10 protein-coding genes are annotated in these 18,071 nt (G+C 54.0%); 7 read left to right on the top strand and 3 right to left on the bottom strand.

Annotated features, from left to right (window positions below):
- The 4 genes from AK963_RS33290 to AK963_RS15355 form a co-directional block, all read left to right on the top strand.
- On the top strand, positions 1–650 hold a 650-nt coding region (locus AK963_RS33290), incomplete at its 5' end, for a hypothetical protein (RefSeq protein WP_202969793.1).
- 110 nt (positions 651–760) lie between these two features.
- Positions 761–12,700 (top strand): LPD38 domain-containing protein, encoded by an 11,940-nt coding sequence (locus tag AK963_RS15370; RefSeq protein WP_066016329.1) that lies wholly within the window; start codon positions 761–763, stop codon positions 12,698–12,700.
- Positions 12,701–13,543: 843 nt separating this feature from the next.
- Positions 13,544–14,080, top strand: coding sequence for a hypothetical protein (locus AK963_RS15360; RefSeq protein WP_066016327.1), 537 nt, complete (start codon positions 13,544–13,546; stop codon positions 14,078–14,080).
- A 152-nt stretch (positions 14,081–14,232) separates the two neighbouring features.
- Positions 14,233–14,727, top strand: coding sequence for a hypothetical protein (locus tag AK963_RS15355; RefSeq protein ID WP_066016326.1), 495 nt, complete (start codon positions 14,233–14,235; stop codon positions 14,725–14,727).
- Between the two features lie 105 nt (positions 14,728–14,832).
- Here the strand turns inward: AK963_RS15355 and AK963_RS15350 are convergent, their stop codons facing one another.
- Positions 14,833–15,453: a hypothetical protein gene (locus AK963_RS15350; protein ID WP_238593745.1), complete on the bottom strand. Its 621-nt coding sequence runs from the start codon at positions 15,451–15,453 to the stop codon at positions 14,833–14,835.
- A 264-nt stretch (positions 15,454–15,717) separates the two neighbouring features.
- On the opposite strand from AK963_RS15350, the gene AK963_RS15345 reads away from it, so the two are divergent.
- Entirely contained in the window at positions 15,718–15,909 is a 192-nt protein-coding gene (locus AK963_RS15345; protein WP_066016324.1) for a hypothetical protein, read from the top strand.
- 84 nt (positions 15,910–15,993) lie between these two features.
- On the opposite strand, the gene AK963_RS15340 is transcribed toward AK963_RS15345, so the two are convergent.
- Positions 15,994–16,389: a hypothetical protein gene (locus AK963_RS15340; protein WP_139117435.1), complete on the bottom strand. Its 396-nt coding sequence runs from the start codon at positions 16,387–16,389 to the stop codon at positions 15,994–15,996.
- A 229-nt stretch (positions 16,390–16,618) separates the two neighbouring features.
- Positions 16,619–16,921 (bottom strand): isoamylase early set domain-containing protein, encoded by a 303-nt coding sequence (locus tag AK963_RS15335; RefSeq protein WP_066016322.1) that lies wholly within the window; start codon positions 16,919–16,921, stop codon positions 16,619–16,621.
- A 248-nt stretch (positions 16,922–17,169) separates the two neighbouring features.
- Between AK963_RS15335 and AK963_RS15330 the strand changes: the two genes are divergently transcribed.
- Together AK963_RS15330 and AK963_RS15325 are read left to right on the top strand one after the other, a co-directional pair.
- Positions 17,170–17,388, top strand: coding sequence for a hypothetical protein (locus tag AK963_RS15330; protein WP_066016321.1), 219 nt, complete (start codon positions 17,170–17,172; stop codon positions 17,386–17,388).
- Positions 17,363–17,989: a helix-turn-helix domain-containing protein gene (locus tag AK963_RS15325; RefSeq protein WP_066016320.1), complete on the top strand. Its 627-nt coding sequence runs from the start codon at positions 17,363–17,365 to the stop codon at positions 17,987–17,989. Before AK963_RS15330 ends, AK963_RS15325 begins: the two co-directional genes overlap by 26 nt.
- The last annotated feature ends 82 nt before the right edge of the window (positions 17,990–18,071 follow it).

Raw genomic sequence — 18,071 nt, 5'->3', positions numbered from 1 at the left:
CTCAGGACGCCATCGAGTTTATCAACCAGCACCCCGGCATCAAGGCCAGTAACGTCAGCGGTATCCGCTTCAATCACAGCGACCGCAATGAAGACCCGATGGTCAGCCTGCTCGGTGACGATGGCAACCCGGTGAAGCAGTTCTACCTCAGTTCCCTCTCCAACCTGAATAACTTTGCCGGTCAGAAGAAACAGACCTTTGATCCGGGCAATAAGGTCAATGATCCCGGCAAGTTGATCGAGCAACTACAGGAAGTCGCCCAGTCTCAGGGCGAAGCCGATGTATCAGGATTGAAACCCAAAGACCAGAAAGCCCAGCTACCGGAAGCGATTCAGGATCACTACGGGCAACTGATGAAACAGTATGGCCCGCGCAATCCGGGCTATGTCACCACCGGGGAGGAAACCCCGAACCGAACATTGGGGTTTGATCTGTTTGGTCAGCAGCAGCAACCACAACAGCAGGACCCGCTGGCGGCTTTGAAGCAGGCATTGGGGGGCGGGGATGTAATGACACCGCCACCACCCCCTCCGGTAACGCCCAATGCGGCAGTGCCGAAGCAGGGGCAGGGTTATGGCTATCCCGGTTACAACCCATTGAACCGCACCCCCGGCACCTTCCGTCACTTCCATCCCTCAGCCGGACGATAACAGACCGCTTCCCGCCTCCCGCTTCCCGAAAAAGACACGCAAAGCACCTGGCCCGCTTTTACGGGCAGCGGGTAGCGGGTGGCAGGTAGCGTTTATTCAAGGACGATTCGATGAACTGGAATGATTTCAGCTCGACCCCGATGTTTCAGCAGGGGGACGATCAGGAACAGGAACGGCTGCGGGAGCAGTACTGGCGGCACTATCTCAAGCCCCAGATACCGGAGGGCTACCATCGGGAAGCCCGTTCCCTGTTTGATCAGCATACCCGGCGTAGGGGTAACCCGGACAGCTCTTATGCCGGTGACCTGTGGGATGCGCTCTGGCATGGCGGTTATGCCGGTGCGGCTGACCTGGTATCCGGTGCAAGTCGTCTGGTGGGTGGTAATGGGCATAATGCGGCCAGTGACTGGCTGCGGGAGAAATCCGAGGAACAGCTCGACAATATGTCCCCGTCCAGTGTGGAGGCGATGCAGGGTTTTGGTATCGAGCGCAAAGGCGACGGGGGTTATGGACTGACCGAGGGCAGTACCGCTGCCGGTTTTGGCCTCCAGTTTGCCTCCGGGGTTGGCTCTCTGGCACCGTCCATGATACCCGGTGGTGTGGCCAGTAAAGGGTTGTCGGCACTGGGCATGAAAGGGCTTCAGGCGACCGGTGCAGCGGCAGCAGTGACCGGTCTGGAAGATGCCAGACGTGTGCAGGGATTGGCGAATGTCATCGACAAGGGCAGCCATGCCGTGGGCTACGGGGCAACCGGTGGCCTGATGATCGGCGGGGCCGGTGCCGAGGACGCCAAAAGCCAGATCATGGCACTGGGCTATGAGCAACTGAAAGACCTGCCGAGGTTCCAGGAGCTCTACCAGCAGACCTACGAGCAGGCCGGAGGCGGCGATACCCGCCAGCCTTTTGAGCAGGCCAAAGCCCTGTTGGCAGAAGAAGCCGCCAAAGAAGCCTTTGCTCCGGCTGCCGGTGTGGGTGCGGTGTCCATGGGGATTGCCGGTCCCGTCATGGAAGGGCTTGCCCTGGGCGCAACCGGCACCCGTGGTGCCAATGTCCTAAAAGGGTTGATTACCGAAGGCGCTCAAGAGTTTGGTGAAGGTTATGGTCAGCAGGTAGCAGCCAACTATGGCCAGCAGCAGGTGGGTATGGATGTTGGTCTGACTGATAAGGCCATGGATCAGGCACTGACCGGTCTTGCTGTTGGTGGTCCGGTCGGCGGTGTTGTCGGTGGTTTTGGTCGTACTCGGAACCCTGAAGCCGTCAGCATCCTTCAGAACAAACTGAATGATTTGATGAGCCAGCATCAGACCCTGCAAGACCAGATGCAGGAGCCCCATGCTGACCAGACCATGCTGGAAGAGCAACTGCGGCAGAACTCGCTGGCCATTGCCGGGTTGGAGAGTCAGCTCCATGAGTTGGGGGAAACACAGCCGCCGGAACAACCGCAGGCACAGGCAGAACCGGAGCCAGTCATTGATCCCGCTTTTGAAGGGCAGGACTTCAGCCAGTATGACCAGCCAGCGTGGCAGCGTAATGGTCCGGGTAATCCGGCAGAGGCAGCACGGTTTGGCAAACGCTTTGTAGACAGTGCTGAGCCAGTTAATAACATGGAGCAGCCGAGCCAGTGGCAGGGCCGAACTGTCGGGCAAGAGGGCCAGTCCCCCCGGAACAGTCCGATGGATACCCGCAAAGTGGGTAAGCCTGAACAGAAAGCCCAACAGCCAGCACCGCAGGGTAATCATTGGAAGAACCGGTCTGTCAGCCGACCTGAAGACCGGCAACGGCAGCAGCCTGCCGAACCCCGCCAACAGGCTCTGCCCTATCACCCACCCGCCGACTTTACCGGCAACCGCTATGGCAATGTGGCTGCCGATCCTGAAATCGCACAGCAGGATAGCCAACAGCGCCGCCAAGACAATATTGACAAAGCCCCTAACCAACATCCCGGATCACCAGAGTACACCGGCAACCCCGATCAGGATTTAGCCAGCTACACCGAACGGATGAACAGCCTGAACCGGTTATTCCGCTCCTTTAACTGGCAGCTTGGTGACGACAGCAAGAAACGCCGTGTCCGTAAGCTGATTGAAGACCAGCGCAGGCTGGAAATGAACGCCCGGAAAAGTGGACGAGGCTTTACCCCGACCTCCATGAAAGAGGCACTGGCCAACCTGAAGGCGATGGTCGAAAGCGGGGACGGTATCCGCTTTGAACGGGCAGTGCAGGCCATCGAGGCGCGGCAGCAGCAGGAAGGGATGAGGCTGACAGCGCAACAGAAGTCAGGAACCCCTTCTGGAAAAAAGCCGGTACTGGGCAAGGCCGACGAATCGGTGATGGCCGATGAGCGTGAAGTCAGCACCCGGTATGCCCTCTATGAGCAGTCCGACCTGATTGCCAGCCATAACGACACCGGCAAGGTAAACCCTCAATACCCGGCAGAGCTGCAACCACGGGATCGGGCAAGGCAGGCCAGTGAAACCCAGATCAGGGGCATTGCCAGCAAGCTGAACCCGAAGAAGCTCGGTGCCAACCCACTGGCCAGCAGCGGTGCGCCGATCATTGGCAGTGACCGTGTGGTGGAAAGCGGCAATGGCCGTGTGTCCGCGATTCGCAAAGCCTACCGCAACCACCCTGAACGGTCAGCGGCTTACCGCCAGTACCTTAAGGACAACGCTGAAGCCTTTGGCCTGAAGCCAAGGGATGTGGATGGATTCAAAGAACCGGTACTGGTACGCCAGCGGCAGGGCAAGCTCGATACCGAAGATCGGGTGTCGTTTACCAAAGAGGCCAACAAGCCGGAAACCGCTACGATGTCTCCGGCTGAAAAAGCCAAGCTGGACGCCAGTCGCATTACCCAGGAAGACCTGAGCCACTTTGATACCGATGGCACGGGCGATCTGCTGCACCGCAGCAACGACACCTTTCTTGCCCGATTCGCTGACCGGCTCGGTGATGAGGCCGGAGAGCTGAAGACCAAAGAGGGTAACTGGAATAAGCAGATGCGCGACCGTGTTGAGTCAGCCCTGTTTATGAAAGCCTACGACGATGACCGGCTGAACAGCCTGTTTGCCGAGGACGACAAGCCTGACCTGAAAAACCTGATCAAGTCACTGGCCATGGCGGCTCCCCACTTTGCCAGGGCTAAGGGAGTGGACCCGAAGCTGGGCAACTATGGTGTGATCGAATCACTGGTTGAAGCCAGCCGCATCCTTCAGGACAGCCGCAACCGTGGTCAGTCGGTGGATGAGATTCTGGATCAACGCTCCCTGCTGGACAGCTTCAGCCCGGAAACGGAAATGTTCGCCCGTTGGCTGGATGCCAACCTGAATAAGAGCAAGCAGGTAGGGCAGGCACTCAGTGAGCTGGCCAACCAGATTGAACAGTACCTTCAGAAGCAGGGGCAGGCCGATGGGGATATGTTCGGTACCTCAAAGGCGACACTGGACGATCTGACCCAGCAGACCAACCACCAACTGGAGAAAAACTATGGCGAGAAAAGCACCCCGATCATCGACCCGAAATCCGGTCCGCAAACCGGACCTGTTCAAGCTGCTGAAAGAGGCCACGGAAAAAGTGTACCGGGAGAACCCGGGGAGCGAGCAACTGAGTCTGCCCCAGGAACCGAAAAGACAGCCAAAAGGGACGAAGTAGACGACCCCCAGGACGGGGGAAGTGCCACCAAGCGCCGGGAGCGCGACTGGTACGATCTGCTGGATGCCGTTGATGCGGGAGGCCGCCCCGACGACACGCTCGATAGCGATGAATGGACCGACGATGACTTTGCCGGGATTGAGGAAGACAAGGCTCAATACGACCCCCAGGATGGGGGAAGTGCCACAAAGCGCCAGGCACCCGAAGGGCATAGAAAGCGCGACTGGTACAATAGCCGTAATGCGCCTCACTACTCGGTGCCTGGGATCAAGAGTCTGGGCGGTGCGGAACGGGCAGCCATCAAGCGGTATTTGGATGGCCGGTCTGACAAGCAGGGCATTGTCCAGCGGCTGAAGAAGCTGGCGGATACACCCTGGGCAAGGAAGACTGTGCAGTCCATGCTGATTCGCCAGACCATCGATGACCTGGTGGCTGGGCGGGAGGTGGATTACCAGTCGCTGTTGTCCCGGAAAGATAACGCCTCGATCCTCAAAGCGCTGAAAGATCATGGCGAACCCGGACTCTGGCGTTACCTGCACACAGAGGATGTCATGGGGCATGCCGGAAAACCGGAGAACAGCATCAACGGCAGCTTTGTCGATTGTATGCCCAGCCGTGACTGTGCTTCCTTCTGTTATGCGACCAAAGGCAATTACCGGTTCAGTAATCCCATCATTAAATCGGAAATTGTGAACTGGGCAGTGGAGAAAGACCCGGTCAGAACCGCCCGGATTGCGGCCAACGATTACAAAGGCACTCCGGAGTTTTACCAGAATAAAGCCCTGCGTCTGTTTGATATGGGTGATGGCTCCATGGCATGGCTGCCCTTTATCCGAACCATGAACAAGGAGGGTATCCGGCTCCAGATCTTCAGCAAGAATCCGGAGTTCCTGAAGCAGGTGCCAGAACAGAACTGGCGGGCACTGTCGGTGGACAACAGCAACTTTGAACTGGCCGCACAGCACCCGGAGCTGCCTCTGGCAGTGGTGTTTGACGGTCAGCAGAATGGCATAGACTTCGTTCGCGCCAACCTTGACCGGATACTGGTGATTCTGCCCATTAAACACGGTCAGCGAGTCCTGGGCGATAAAGCCACCCTGCGTCGTATGCTCGGGCTGGATGCCATGAAGCGGGTATGCCCTGTCGATGGTGGCTGGAAAAAGATCAAGCACCCCACCGATCCGAAGAAGAACTTCAACTGCACTTCCTGCGATCAATACGGTGGTATGGGCTGCTTCCACGGCAATGTCACCCGCCAGGTGATGAAAGCCGCCACGGAAGCCACCCACGATAAACATCTGCAACGGCTGAAAGAGGAGATAGAGAATGACCCTGACCGATTCGGTGGCAAAGCGAGCGCGGCAGAGCTGCTTGGAAACCTGGGCAAAATCCGATCTGCGCTACGGGCATCTGCTGACACCCGAACAGAAGCAACAGATGCAGGCGGCCAGGGACAGGAAGCTGAAGGCACAATTGGAGTTCGACAAATTGATGAGGGAACCGGACGCTACCGGGTCGGAGAAGGCGAAGGAGGAGAAATAGAAGAACGTAAGCGTCGCAGCAAAAAATCCGATCTGGAAGATGCCGGTCAGAAAGACCTGTTCGCCTCCCCAGACCTCTCCGGTGACGAACGTAAACAGCAGATCATCGAGAACCAGCGTGTTCTGGTTAAGCACGTTGAAACGGGAACCATCAGAGCTGGCACCGATACCATCCACACCTACGATGACCTTGCGCACTTTATCGCCCCGATCCGCAAGCTGGCGCAGGAGGAAATGGTCGCCATTGTGCTCGATGGCAATGACAAGGTGATCAATGTCATTAAGCACAGCAAGGGGCAGAAAGCCTCTGCTTCCGTATCCCCATGGACACTGGCCGGTGCTGTGGTTGCTACGCCCGATGCCAAAAGCGTCTGGTTTGCCCATAACCATCCTTCCGGTGATCCTGAGCCCAGTATGTCGGATGTGCATATTACCCACAGCCTGAATGAAGTGCTGGACGGCAGTGGCGTGGTGAATATGGGTCATGCCGTGGTGGGTACCACTGGCCATGCAAAAATCATGGACGCTGATGGCACGGTGCTGATGGGCACCGTGGCGCCCAAACGCATGGCTCGCAATAAGGCATTCCCCATTACCGAACGGCGGCTGCGCTATAACCGGCCACATATCAATTTCGGGTCACCGGAAGCGGTTCGCCCTTTTCTGGACACCATCAGCCCCAATGCCGTGGTGCTGCTGGATAGTAAATACAATGTTACTGGTGTCCTGCTGTTGTCGGACAACGATCTGAAAACCCTTCGGCATCCAACCAACAACCCGGCGGCTGCCCGGATTATGACAGCACTGGACAGCACCAACAGCTCGTCGGTCATCCTGAAAAGCAGTGGCTCACCACTGGCCACGAAAGGCACCCGGAACCTGATCAACTTTTTCAACCGGGGCGACCGCATTAAGGTACTGGACCACTTTACCGGCAAGGACGGCAGCTACCAGTCTGCCGCCGAAAGAGGAACCCCAGACCTGAACGAACGGGGTTCCTTCTACGCCCTGCGCAAAGACACCAATGCTAAAGGCATCCAGTCCGGTCCGCTGCGTCTGAAGCTGAAGCCGCTGGAGCAGAAGCTGGGGCAGGCCATCCACGTCCTGCAATCGGAAACCGAACTGCCCTACAGCCTCTACCAGAAGGTGATCAGCGACAAGGCACAAGGCCGAGTGCGGGGGATGTTCGACCCGGAGACAGGCGATACCTATCTGATCGCAGCCAATCTGGACACCACCGGCGAGGCGGTGCGCACTGTCCTCCATGAACTGGTGGGTCATAAAGGCGTCCGTGGCCTGCTGGGTAAACGGCTCGATACCGTGCTGGATGAAATCCACCGGGACATGAACGACCGGCTGAAATCGGCTCTGGCCAAGCGGTACGCCCGGCAGACCGAAGGCAAGAGCGAGGCAGAAGCCAACCGGATCATTGCCGAGGAATACCTCGCGCACCTTGCCGAGAAAGACCCGAAGAACGGCCTGCTGACCAAAATCGTCAGCATGATCCGCAACGCCCTGCGCCGTTTGTTCCCCGTTATTCAATGGACAGAAGCCGATGCGGTGGAATTGCTGAGTGCGGCCCGTGGTCATTTGAAGCGCAATGGTAACCTGAATGCCGGTAACGCTAAGGGGAATCGCTACAGCGATGCAGGCATAGCCCCGACCTTCTACTCCGCAGTGGAGCGCAGTGCCGCTGCCGTGAAGTCCGACAAGCTGCCTGCCCAGAGCTGGCTGAATGCCATCAAGAAAGGCAACAACGTGCAGGACGAGGAAGTCCAGTGGCTGGGCCTTGACCTGTGGCTGGCGGACAAAAAGGGTGAGAAGCTGACCCGTGCCGAGGTGCTGGACTTTATCCGGCAGAATGAAGTGCGGATCGACGAAGACCTCAGTGTTGATGCGTTCGATGAACAGGAGCTGGAAGAGCGGGTCTATGAAAAGCAGCAGCACTTTATCAGCGAACGAATTGGCGATTACGAGCACGGCTATTCACTGGATGAGCTGTCCCACCTGCTGGATGATGCGCGGGAATCACTTCGGGAGGATGAGTACGACTTCCACTATCAGGAACTGAAGCAACGGTTTGAACAGGGCGAGCTGGATGACCATGAAGTGGACGCCCTGGTGGATGACGATGGCAATCTGGACGAATCCGCCCTGCACGAAGAAGCGCAATGGCAAGCCAATAACAGTGTTGATAATGTGGACGACAAGGCGCTGGTACGGGATCACATCAGTTATTCCGATAAGGAAGACGCCGCGCTGGAAGTCTGGGAGAACGACTACGAGTCGGATGTGCGAAATGACCTGGAAGCGGAGCTGCGGGATGAGTCCGACGTTCAGTACCGCAATTATGCCATGCAGGGCGGAGAGGAGTATTCGGAGCTGATATTGGTGCTGGATAACAACAGCCACGTATTCCCCGCTGATCCGAATCACAAGAACCTGAGCCCCATTTCCGAAGAAGAAGCCAAGGCACTGGCGCAGGGCATGATGCCCGCCGGTATGAAGGTGGACGATGTGGGCTGGAATCAGGCGTTCCGGGATTACACGCTGTACCGCCACAATGGTGATGACAAAACCATGATCACCACCGGCCATGCCACCGAGGCCTCGGCCATTGCGGCTGCCGTCAGCGAGCATCAATCCTTTGCCCGATGGCGACAGGACGACTTTGACGAAAGCCACTGGGGGACGACGGAAAACGTACTGGCTCATGTGCGCTTCCAGACCTTTGATGAAAACGTTGGTGGTCGTAATGAACGGATTCTGTTTATCGATGAAGTGCAGAGCGACTGGCATCAGGCAGGCCGGGAAAGTGGTTACCGCACGCCAGAGTCGGTACGTAAACAAGAGCAGCGCAATGCCCGGATAAATGCAGTCGATGACAAGATTCGGGCTGTCGTAAAACAACGGGATGAGTTTGGCAAACAGCATGCTGAAACCGGTGCCCTGCGTGATGACCTTACCCGTCAGCTCAAACAGGCAGAGCAGGCCGAAGATCAGACGCAGGTTGATCGGCTGAATAACGAATTGACCACGGTTGCTGACAATGTAGAAAACCATTTCCAGCAGTGGGTGGATGCCGAAGCCCAGCTGAAAGCACTGCGAGATGAACGACAGTCACTTTTCGATACCGACAAACACCGGTTCTACCGTCAGGTACCTAATGCGCCCCTGAAAGAGAGCTGGCCAAACCTGGTGATGAAACGGATGATCCGCCACGCTGCCGAAAACGGCTTTGACCGGATCGCCTGGAGCAGTGCGGCACAGCAGGTGGAACGGTATCCGAGTCTCGGGCAGGTGGTAGAGCAGATGAAAGTATCCCCCCAGTTTACCCACGAAGGCCGACTGACCCATGTCACCTTAACGATCAAAAACAGAAACGGCAGCAACCGCAGAGAGCACATTGCGGAAGAGCGGCTGGACGCTTATGTGGGGCATCGTCTGGGAGCGAAAATACGAGAGGACAGCCACTCCCTTTATGAATCCCTGAAAGAGGAGCGCAGCCAATGGTCCACCGAGCAGGATAACGACGATCAGCAGAACCGCTGGTTTATCCGGGATGCCAATGGTGAGGCACTGTATATGTCCAATGGCTCGCGGCTCTATTTCGACTCACAAGATGGAGCCAATCAAGACATTGATCGGGCGGTATTCGCCGAGCACACCTCCGACTTTACCCTGGAGAATCTGGACGAGCTGATGGGCGATGGTGCCAGGGGGATGCGGGAGTTCTACGACAAGCGCCTGGCCAACTATATGAAGAAGTACACCAAAAAGTGGGGGGCAACGCTGGAGCCTGTCGAGATCCATTTCAACGGTTCGCAGTACCCCTATGACACCAAGCCCGATAAAGTCTGGTCGGTGACCGTCACCGACAAGATGAAAGAGTCTGTGCTGAAGGATGGTCAGCCGCTCTTTGCATTGAAAAAGGATGAACTGAAGGACAAAAAACAGGGTAAGTCGCAGGATAAGAAGTCCAAGCCAGACAACGCTCCCCGCTACGCTCTGAAAGATCTCCCTGACGATGTGCAGTCCGTGATCAACGACATTCACGGTGGCATTGCCCCAAAGCCGTGGCACGACCGGTTGCGGGAGTGGTGGGAGGCTAAACCGCTGAAAGAGCATATCAAGCGCGGTTTACTCCATATCAATCAGGGCGTATTCACCGATGCCGCCATTATTGAACAGCAGGAGAAGCTGCTGAACGATGGCAAGCTGATGGACGCAACGGTGTCTGCCAGCAAAGCCGTTTACCTGGCCCGCAATCTCGATAACGTGACCGATGCCACCTTCCATAAAGGCACCCCGATGCTGAAAGAGGGCAGCATTGTTATCAAGCCGGGCAGCAAAGGATTGTTTGAACTGCTGAAGCCGGTCACCGAGCGTGATGAGCTGGCCATCTGGGAGGTTTACGAAGGCAGCCACCGTGCGCAGCGAATTATGGAGGAAGACAAAGTGGCCAGGGCCAAAGGCAATCAGTTGCTGGCTCAGGGGCAGGCCATGAAAGAGACGCTGGATGCCACGGCACCGGATGAATATCCCGGTGGCCGTACCGGTTGGAACCGTGACCGCAGGCAGATGGAGAAAGACCTGAAGCTGGGCAAGGAACTGAGCCAGCAGAACCGGGAAAACCTGTACGACCAGAAAAAGATCGACATCATTCAGAACTGGGTGCATACCCAGCCGGAACTGGCGAAGCGGTTCAAGCAGGTGATGGACGATTACCAGCAGCACAACCGTGATCTGCTGGACTTTATGGAAGCTGCCGGCACCCTCGACAGGGAACAGCGCAAGCTGTTTGATACCGGCGACTACATCCCGTTCAACCGGATACACGACCTGGAATACCAGGAAGAGAACCAGCGATTCCTCCGGCCGAAAAAAGGACTCGGCGGCCAGACCTCCGGCATTCAACGGCTGAAAGGTGGTGTAGAAAAGGTCGCCCCGCTGGAAGCGATGGTGCGCAATACCCGTTCCATGCTCGATGCGGCCCTGAAAAACATCGCCCAGCAACGGGTGATCGACAATGCCCTGCAACTGGGTGCCGTGGAAAAAATAAAGAGTGCCATTACCTTTACGGACGACGATGTAAAGGCAGCTCTTCAGGGAATCGGCGTGAGTACCGATCTGACCCCAACGCAGATGCGCGGCTGGAAGTCGCTGATGGCCAAATACGAAACCCTGAAAGGGACCACCAGTGTCTCACGCGATGGCAAGCTGGAAACCTACGCGGTGGATGATCCATTGCTGCTGGCCTCCATTCAGGATATCGGGCCAGAGCTGCACAGCGGCTTTATGAAACTGGTCGGTATTCCCAGCCAAATAGTCCGGCGCGGGGTCACGGCGATGCCTGCTTACTGGTTCCGCAACCTGACCCGGGATACGCTATCCACGGCAGTGCATATTGCCCCGGAGGTCAACGGCAGGGTGGTGGGTATGAACCCGCTGGCCGGTGCCATTCGTGGTTTCAGAAAATCACTGGATGAGGATGACTCCCTGTGGGCGATGAAAATGGCGGGAGGCAGCAGTAGCAGCGGTCACTACCGCAGCAACTATAACAACATCCGCAAGAAGCTATCCCCAGCGGCACAGAAGCGCATTCTGAGCACGCCCGGCAAACTGATCGACTTCTGGGACAGCATCGGCGCCCGGTTCGAGGACTCCAACCGGCTCCACGTTTTTGAACGGGTAAAGGAGGAAGGCGGGTCTACGGCGGAAGCCGCCTATCAATCGCTGGATGTGATGAACTTTACCCGCAAGGGGCAATGGGGCATTGTCCGGTTCCTGACCCAATCCATCCAGTTCACCAACAGTTTACTCCAGGGTGTGAACCGGATGTGGCGGGGCGTGAAGCCCGGTGATGAACTGCACTGGAGCGCCTTTTCCGGTGAGGTGCTGACACGGGGGCTGATGTATGGCTTTGCCTCCTGGTTGCTGGTGCGACTGTTTGAAGACGATGACCGTTACAAGGAACTCAGCACCGACGAAAAGGTGGCCTACCACCACTTCTGGATCGGTGATGGAGAAGACGGCCATTTCCGAATCCCCAAGCCGTTCGAGGTGGGGCATATCTTTGCCACCATACCGGAGTTCCTGTGGCAGGGCATGATGGGCCATGAAGACGCCAAGTGGACAAAGGATGCCATGCTGACTCTGGGAATGGCGATGTTTAACCTGGAATCCACACCCATACCGCAATTTATCAAACCGATCTGGGAGGTAGGTGAGAACCGTGACCGCTTTCGTGACCGGGATATTGTGCCCATGAGCTTGCAGCATCTGAAGCCGGAAGCCCAGTACGATCCGTACACCAGTGAGACGCTAAAGGAACTCGTGCAGTACCTTCCCGAAGGCGCACCGGAGTGGATGCGCTCCCCAAAAAAGCTGGAGCACCTGTTGAAAGGCTATTTCAATGCCTTTGCCACAGGAACGCTGGCGGTGACCGATGCGGTTACCCGACACCTGACCGGTGCTGGGGAAAAGCCGGCATGGAACAAACAGGACTACCCGGTGGTGGGTTCGTTCTTTGGTGATCGCATCAAAGGCAGCACCCGTTACACCAACGAGCTGTATGAGGTGAACAAGGAGGTGAATGCCATTGCTTCGTCCATCAAACACTACCAGGAAACCGGGGAAACCCAGCGAGCTAAAGAGCTGGAACAGTCAGCCAGTGCCAGACTGAAAAACAAGACCGGGCTCAACAAGGCCAGCCGGGAGATCAGCAAGCTGCGCAGGGAAGTCCGCAAGGTGATGGAAGACCGGATCATGGATCGTCATACCAAACGGGAAAGGCTCGACCGGCTGAACCAGCAGATTAACCAGATCGCCACTAATGCTGTGAAGCGTTACCAGAAATAAAAAGCAGCATCCGTTCCGATAGATAACTGTCAACAAGGTCTTGGTCGCACCATTTTAGGTGCTACTACCAGTTCCGAAGGACTGCTGTTTTCAATAGGATACACCCGTCCTCACGGATGAGGCACCGTTCCAAGTGAACGCTGTTCCGTGACACAGTTTACACACTGTGAATTTTGCAGAGAAAATCTTATCTCACGGGCTTTAGGGTCCGTTTTTTTTGCAAATACGGTTTATGTCGTATTACAAATGACACGCTAAAATACCGCCTCTTACGGAGGCGAAACGGTCAGATCATAAGTCCGTTAATATTTTTAATGGGTGCAACAATCAAGACCCGACCCTGGTTTCCCGTATGACTTTTCCCCGTGATGATAATTCTAGCCAGTTATAAGGCTCAGTCTGCTCGATGCATCCAGGCAGTCAATAGCGTGAACTGTCGCTAATGAACTCAAGAATATCCCAGTGCATCTAGAATAATTTGTTGTTATATTTTTAATCGAGAAGGATAAAGCATAATAATAACAGAAGAAGAAGGAGGAAGAGAGAACCATGGATATTAGTGTTATTCATATCCTGATAGGCCTTTTCGCTGTCTATATTCAGATAAATTACAATATTGCTAAGAATCACAGTATTGATTTCAGAACATACATGAACGATAAAATAAAACGCCCCTTTTGTCGCCGTAGAATCGAGATGCTGCAGGGCGATACGCCTGAAACCTCAGATATCAACCAAGGAAGCTAGTTGCCATCCATGTTCGGCTCCTCCAGCCTTATAGTGGGCTCGCAAAGTTAGTGCGTAACGGCAATGTTATCTCAAATAATAAAAAAGAATTCATTAATGAATACTCTAATCTCAGTTTTGACGTGGCCTTTTCGCGCAACGTTCTCCCTGATTCTGCTTGCACTTATGCCTGTATGGCTCTCAAGCATCCCCTTTATTACCGCTAATTCGCGTGTTGATGCCTGGCTTTGCCGACACCTTGGACCCGTGGGCGCTTTACTAATGCTTTTGACTCCATTTATTTGGGTTCCTGTGTTTTTGGTGTTTTGGACCTTGCTGTATGGCTACTCTCTTCATTTTCCAGTGGAGGCTATACAGAATTTCACTCCATCTATCGGTGATCTTTTGGGTGAGAGGGCGGGAGCTCACCGGGAGATAGGTTCGGATGCAATTTCGCTTCTGTCTTATGAGTTTTACCACTGGGTACGACGGATTCCTGTGACAATTATAGAGATTGCATCACAATTTGTGGAATTGGCTAAGATGAGAGTGGATTCTCTGTTTGGATTATACGTAAATCTTCTGGGCTACCTGACGATTATCCGCGTCTTGTTTTATATGGTTCTAGACAAAAATGGAACTATCATCAGATAGACTACTTGAGGCGATTGTGATCCTAAAACCAAAGAGCGATCGCCAGTATTCATACCATCCTGCTACTGCCTGACGCAGCACTAAAAATCAAAGGCTCTACCTAGCCTTTCCGGCTAGGCAGAAGCTAATATTATGATAAGGGGGCTCTCTCTATGAACTTTCTAGGAAATCTACTGTTGGGGTTGCTGCAGGTTATTCAGTTCGTTGCACTGGTCGTTTTTTACCCTATTGTACGGACTTCGATGCCATTCTTTAAAGCAAACAGCCATGTCAATGGCTGGCTTATAAAAAATATACCGATTTTGGGCTACCTTTTGTCATTTTGGACGTACTGTCTTTGGTTCCCCTTGTTTTTTGCCCTGTTTATAACAGGCTACGGGCAGGTTCTTCATTTTTTGATAGAGCCTATAGCATCCATCCTGAGAGATCTTGGTTATGAGACAGTGCTTTTTGGGGGGTATACGGTTTTGGATGCGCTGAATAATGTTTATCTTCCAATTAAATGGTTTGCCGAAGATTGGGAAGACACTATAAATTCTATTTTCCCGCAGTTTTTGGCATTGTGCGCTGGATTCGGACTTATCAACTTCATTTTCACGACCTGGGCATACGGAGAAGGGGGGTTTCTCCACGGGGACCAAGATTAGCCTAAACCATTTTGTCAGAGTGTTCGTGAAGTCCTGTAAGGATTTCATGAGCTCTCTGACATTCATCTACACCTCACACAAATCGCTACATAGCCTCTGACTATCCTAATTTCTCAACTGCAAATCAGCCGCCATTTCCAGCGCCATCAATGTTTCAGAAGCAACATCCCTCCTTAATTTCGCCATATCCGAGTCCAGTCGGTAGGACTTGGCGGTAAGCAGGTGGCGGTACGCTTGCGCACTGGTACCTGCCATCATGGTTTTCTCAGTGACAGCCGGGTCAGTCAGGCTCTTTTTCAGGTTGTCCATCAGCTGAAACCTGGACAGATCCTCGTCACTGGCGACATAGGTCTCTTTCATGCTGATTTCCAGGGAGTTGGCCACGGTCGACTTGATCATAATGGCCACATTGTTCTTTATATTATGCTCTATAGCATCCGGACTTAACGGCAGCTCATATTTTTCACGTGACCCGAGCATGATATCAATAATCTTACTGATCTCCTGGGCTTCCTGCAGGGTTGTGCGCTCCCCGGTCACCGTTAACCTCATCAGCGTATCCATGGCGTTCAGAATCGAGCGGTCGACCGCCGTCTTGAATTCACCATCACCATCAACGACCTGTGGTTTGTCGAGCAGGTAGGCCGTCTGCCCTTCAGCCTTTTTCGTAGAGGTTGTCAGTGCCTTCAGTCGCTTGCCAGGGTCGGGTTTTGCGTTGTGCATCACCACTAATGGTCTTGGTTTCTGCTAACACGAGGCAATACCCATCACTTTAAACACTTCTCATACTTCTTCCTACTGCCATGGGATAAAGCTTCTCGTAACTTCTTTGACCAGACCAAATTTCAGTAGCATCTGAAACGCAAATCTGTCGATAATAAGTATTGATACTTATCAAGGTTTTTGGATCACGTCTGGTGAATAATTGCGCACCGTCGGAAAGCAGGCCACTGACGAACAATGATTGCCACAAAAGGGAGATCGCCGGTGATGATGAGCATCGAAAAATACACCCAGAAAGACGGACAAACCGGTTGGCTTGCACATATCTCCCAGAAAAAGCGGAATCGTAAATCCTGTGCTCTGATCCGTCGCTTCAGCTCAGCACAATATGGCGATACGGCTTTTCAGAAAGCTCTGGCTTGGGCGGAGGATCACCAGGACGTAAGGGCGCACTCCTGATGTGACCCTCCAGATCAGCCAGTGGTAGCCAGAACCGCATAATTGCTTCTGGCTACCATTTGCTGCTTCGTCATGAAAGACTTTTTAATTTAATACTCCACGCTGCTGTTCAATAAAGGCATCAATACAGTTCTGGCATTCATCATTATCAATGCAGTATCGGACGTTGTAGACCGGTGCATTATCTGCCTCCAGCAACGTGCGTTGAGTGACCTCTATTTTACTGTCGGGCCGTTTCTCCTTGCAGATATGGCAAGTCCAGGCAAGCGCCTCGCCGGTCATGTGGTCAAAGATCAGGTAGTCCCGCTGAACCCTCTGGTGGGTATCCAGCTCATCAAAGGTTTCAAAACAGCCGGTCCAGTCGTGGCCATGATGGGCTTCCATTAACTGGCGGGCATCATCGCGGCTGGGCGCAGTAATCCGCACATAGCCCGGGTAATCGGGGTGGTCTGCACCTAAAGAGAGGTAATAATTATTCATCTTTTTTTCCTCAACAATGGTGGGAGCTGGCTGTGTGGGTGTTTTGCACTGCACCACTCTTAAATGCTGGTAGAGAAAACAGCTGCAATACCTTATTGCGCTGGTGAGCTGAACGAACCCTTCGTTAAAGTTCCTCGCCATTGCTAGTGCTATGACCCGTCACTTTATCTTTATGCCCTTTAGGGGATTGTCCTTCAGCTCAGTCCACCATGCATAAATTAGATGGGTATTACTTTCTGAGTTTTGTATAGACCACACTGTTATCACTGCCGTAAGGGTTTGGCACGTAGTCGTCTGCGTTATGATCGTTCTCCCAGATGGTCTCATCCAGCAGATAACGGAAATAGAAGGCTTTGTCGCCGGGCAGCTTTACTTTGGTCCGGAAGGTGTTTTCTTTTTTGTGGTATTTCATGGTGACCGGTTGCCACTGATTAAAGTCCGCAACCAGCGACACGGACTTGATGCCCGGTTGAGCGAACTCAAACGTCACTTCGGTTTCCGCTGTTTTTTTGATCGTTTTTTTCTTCAGCATGGACAATCAATCCTCAAGGTTCTCACGGCTTGAAAGTCTACGTTACAGCGATCAGTAACCGTGGGCAAATGAATTTGGTAATTCCGATTTTTACCGACCTTGAGTGGTGTGCTCTGTTCTTTTTTTGAGTAATGATTGCTGAAATATGCAAAGAAATGCAATTTTTTGTATTGTAATCCTTATGTGTGCTGTTTAGGATGGTTTCTGGGCAGGCAGTTTTCTTCTCAAACATTACGGAACCCAGTCACATGGACGTAGATTTGGAAGCAGCTGTAGCAGACGGCACTGGCAAGCCTCAACAGGAAACAGACAGGTTAAGTTCACGGAAGGTCAATGGGGCGCTGGATAATTTTATCCCCCTACTGGATGAGATGAGTGACCGGGAACTGTGGGTCGTGTTTGTCAGGCTGCAACAATACCGGTTGTTAAGGATTACCCGTTATGAACCACCCGGACATTGCCGATAGACTGGCAGAATCCATGGAACTGGCAGGCATTGCCAGTATTCCCAAACTGGCCCGGAAATCCGGTATTGACCAGAATTACCTCTATCGCCTGGCCAAGGGTGAAATAGGTAACCCGCAGAAGTACCTTGAAGTGTTGACCAGAACCCTGGGGGTGAGCCCTGTGTGGTTTTCCACAGGCCGGGGTGACCCCCATGATCATGAGTCCGTGGTACACCGGGAGGATGCCTGGCAGCAGACCACCATGCTTACCAAGGTGATGGTGGTGCCTGCCGAAGGCGACCTCTATGACGTGATTGCCAGAGTGCCGGACCTGTTCAACAGTCCTTTCCATGCTTACCGGCAGCCCAGTGCTTACCGTTTTTTTTATATGCCGGAAATGGTGGAGTCCTTCCCCGGTTGTACCCTGCTGACCGTGGAAAAGGAACTTCGCCCGGGCCCCGGCCTGTTTCTGGCCTGGAAAACGGTTCATGGCCAGAAACGGTTATTTACGTTTACCTGCACCTATTCCGGACTGGAGGTCAGCAGTACCCAGCAGCCGGACTGGGAAGTGGTTGGCCGGGTACGTAATATGGATTACTGGAAGATCGAGTTGCCTGACTGAGAGCTTCCCAGTTATCCACAAAATCCGTGGATAAACCGGTATACAACCTGTTAACCCATAATCCCACGTCGGATGTTCCGTG

This window comes from Endozoicomonas atrinae, from assembly GCF_001647025.1.
Classification (GTDB): domain Bacteria; phylum Pseudomonadota; class Gammaproteobacteria; order Pseudomonadales; family Endozoicomonadaceae; genus Endozoicomonas; species Endozoicomonas atrinae.
The sequence above is the reverse complement of the archived record's forward strand: the minus strand, read 5'-3'. Positions and strand labels throughout refer to the sequence as shown.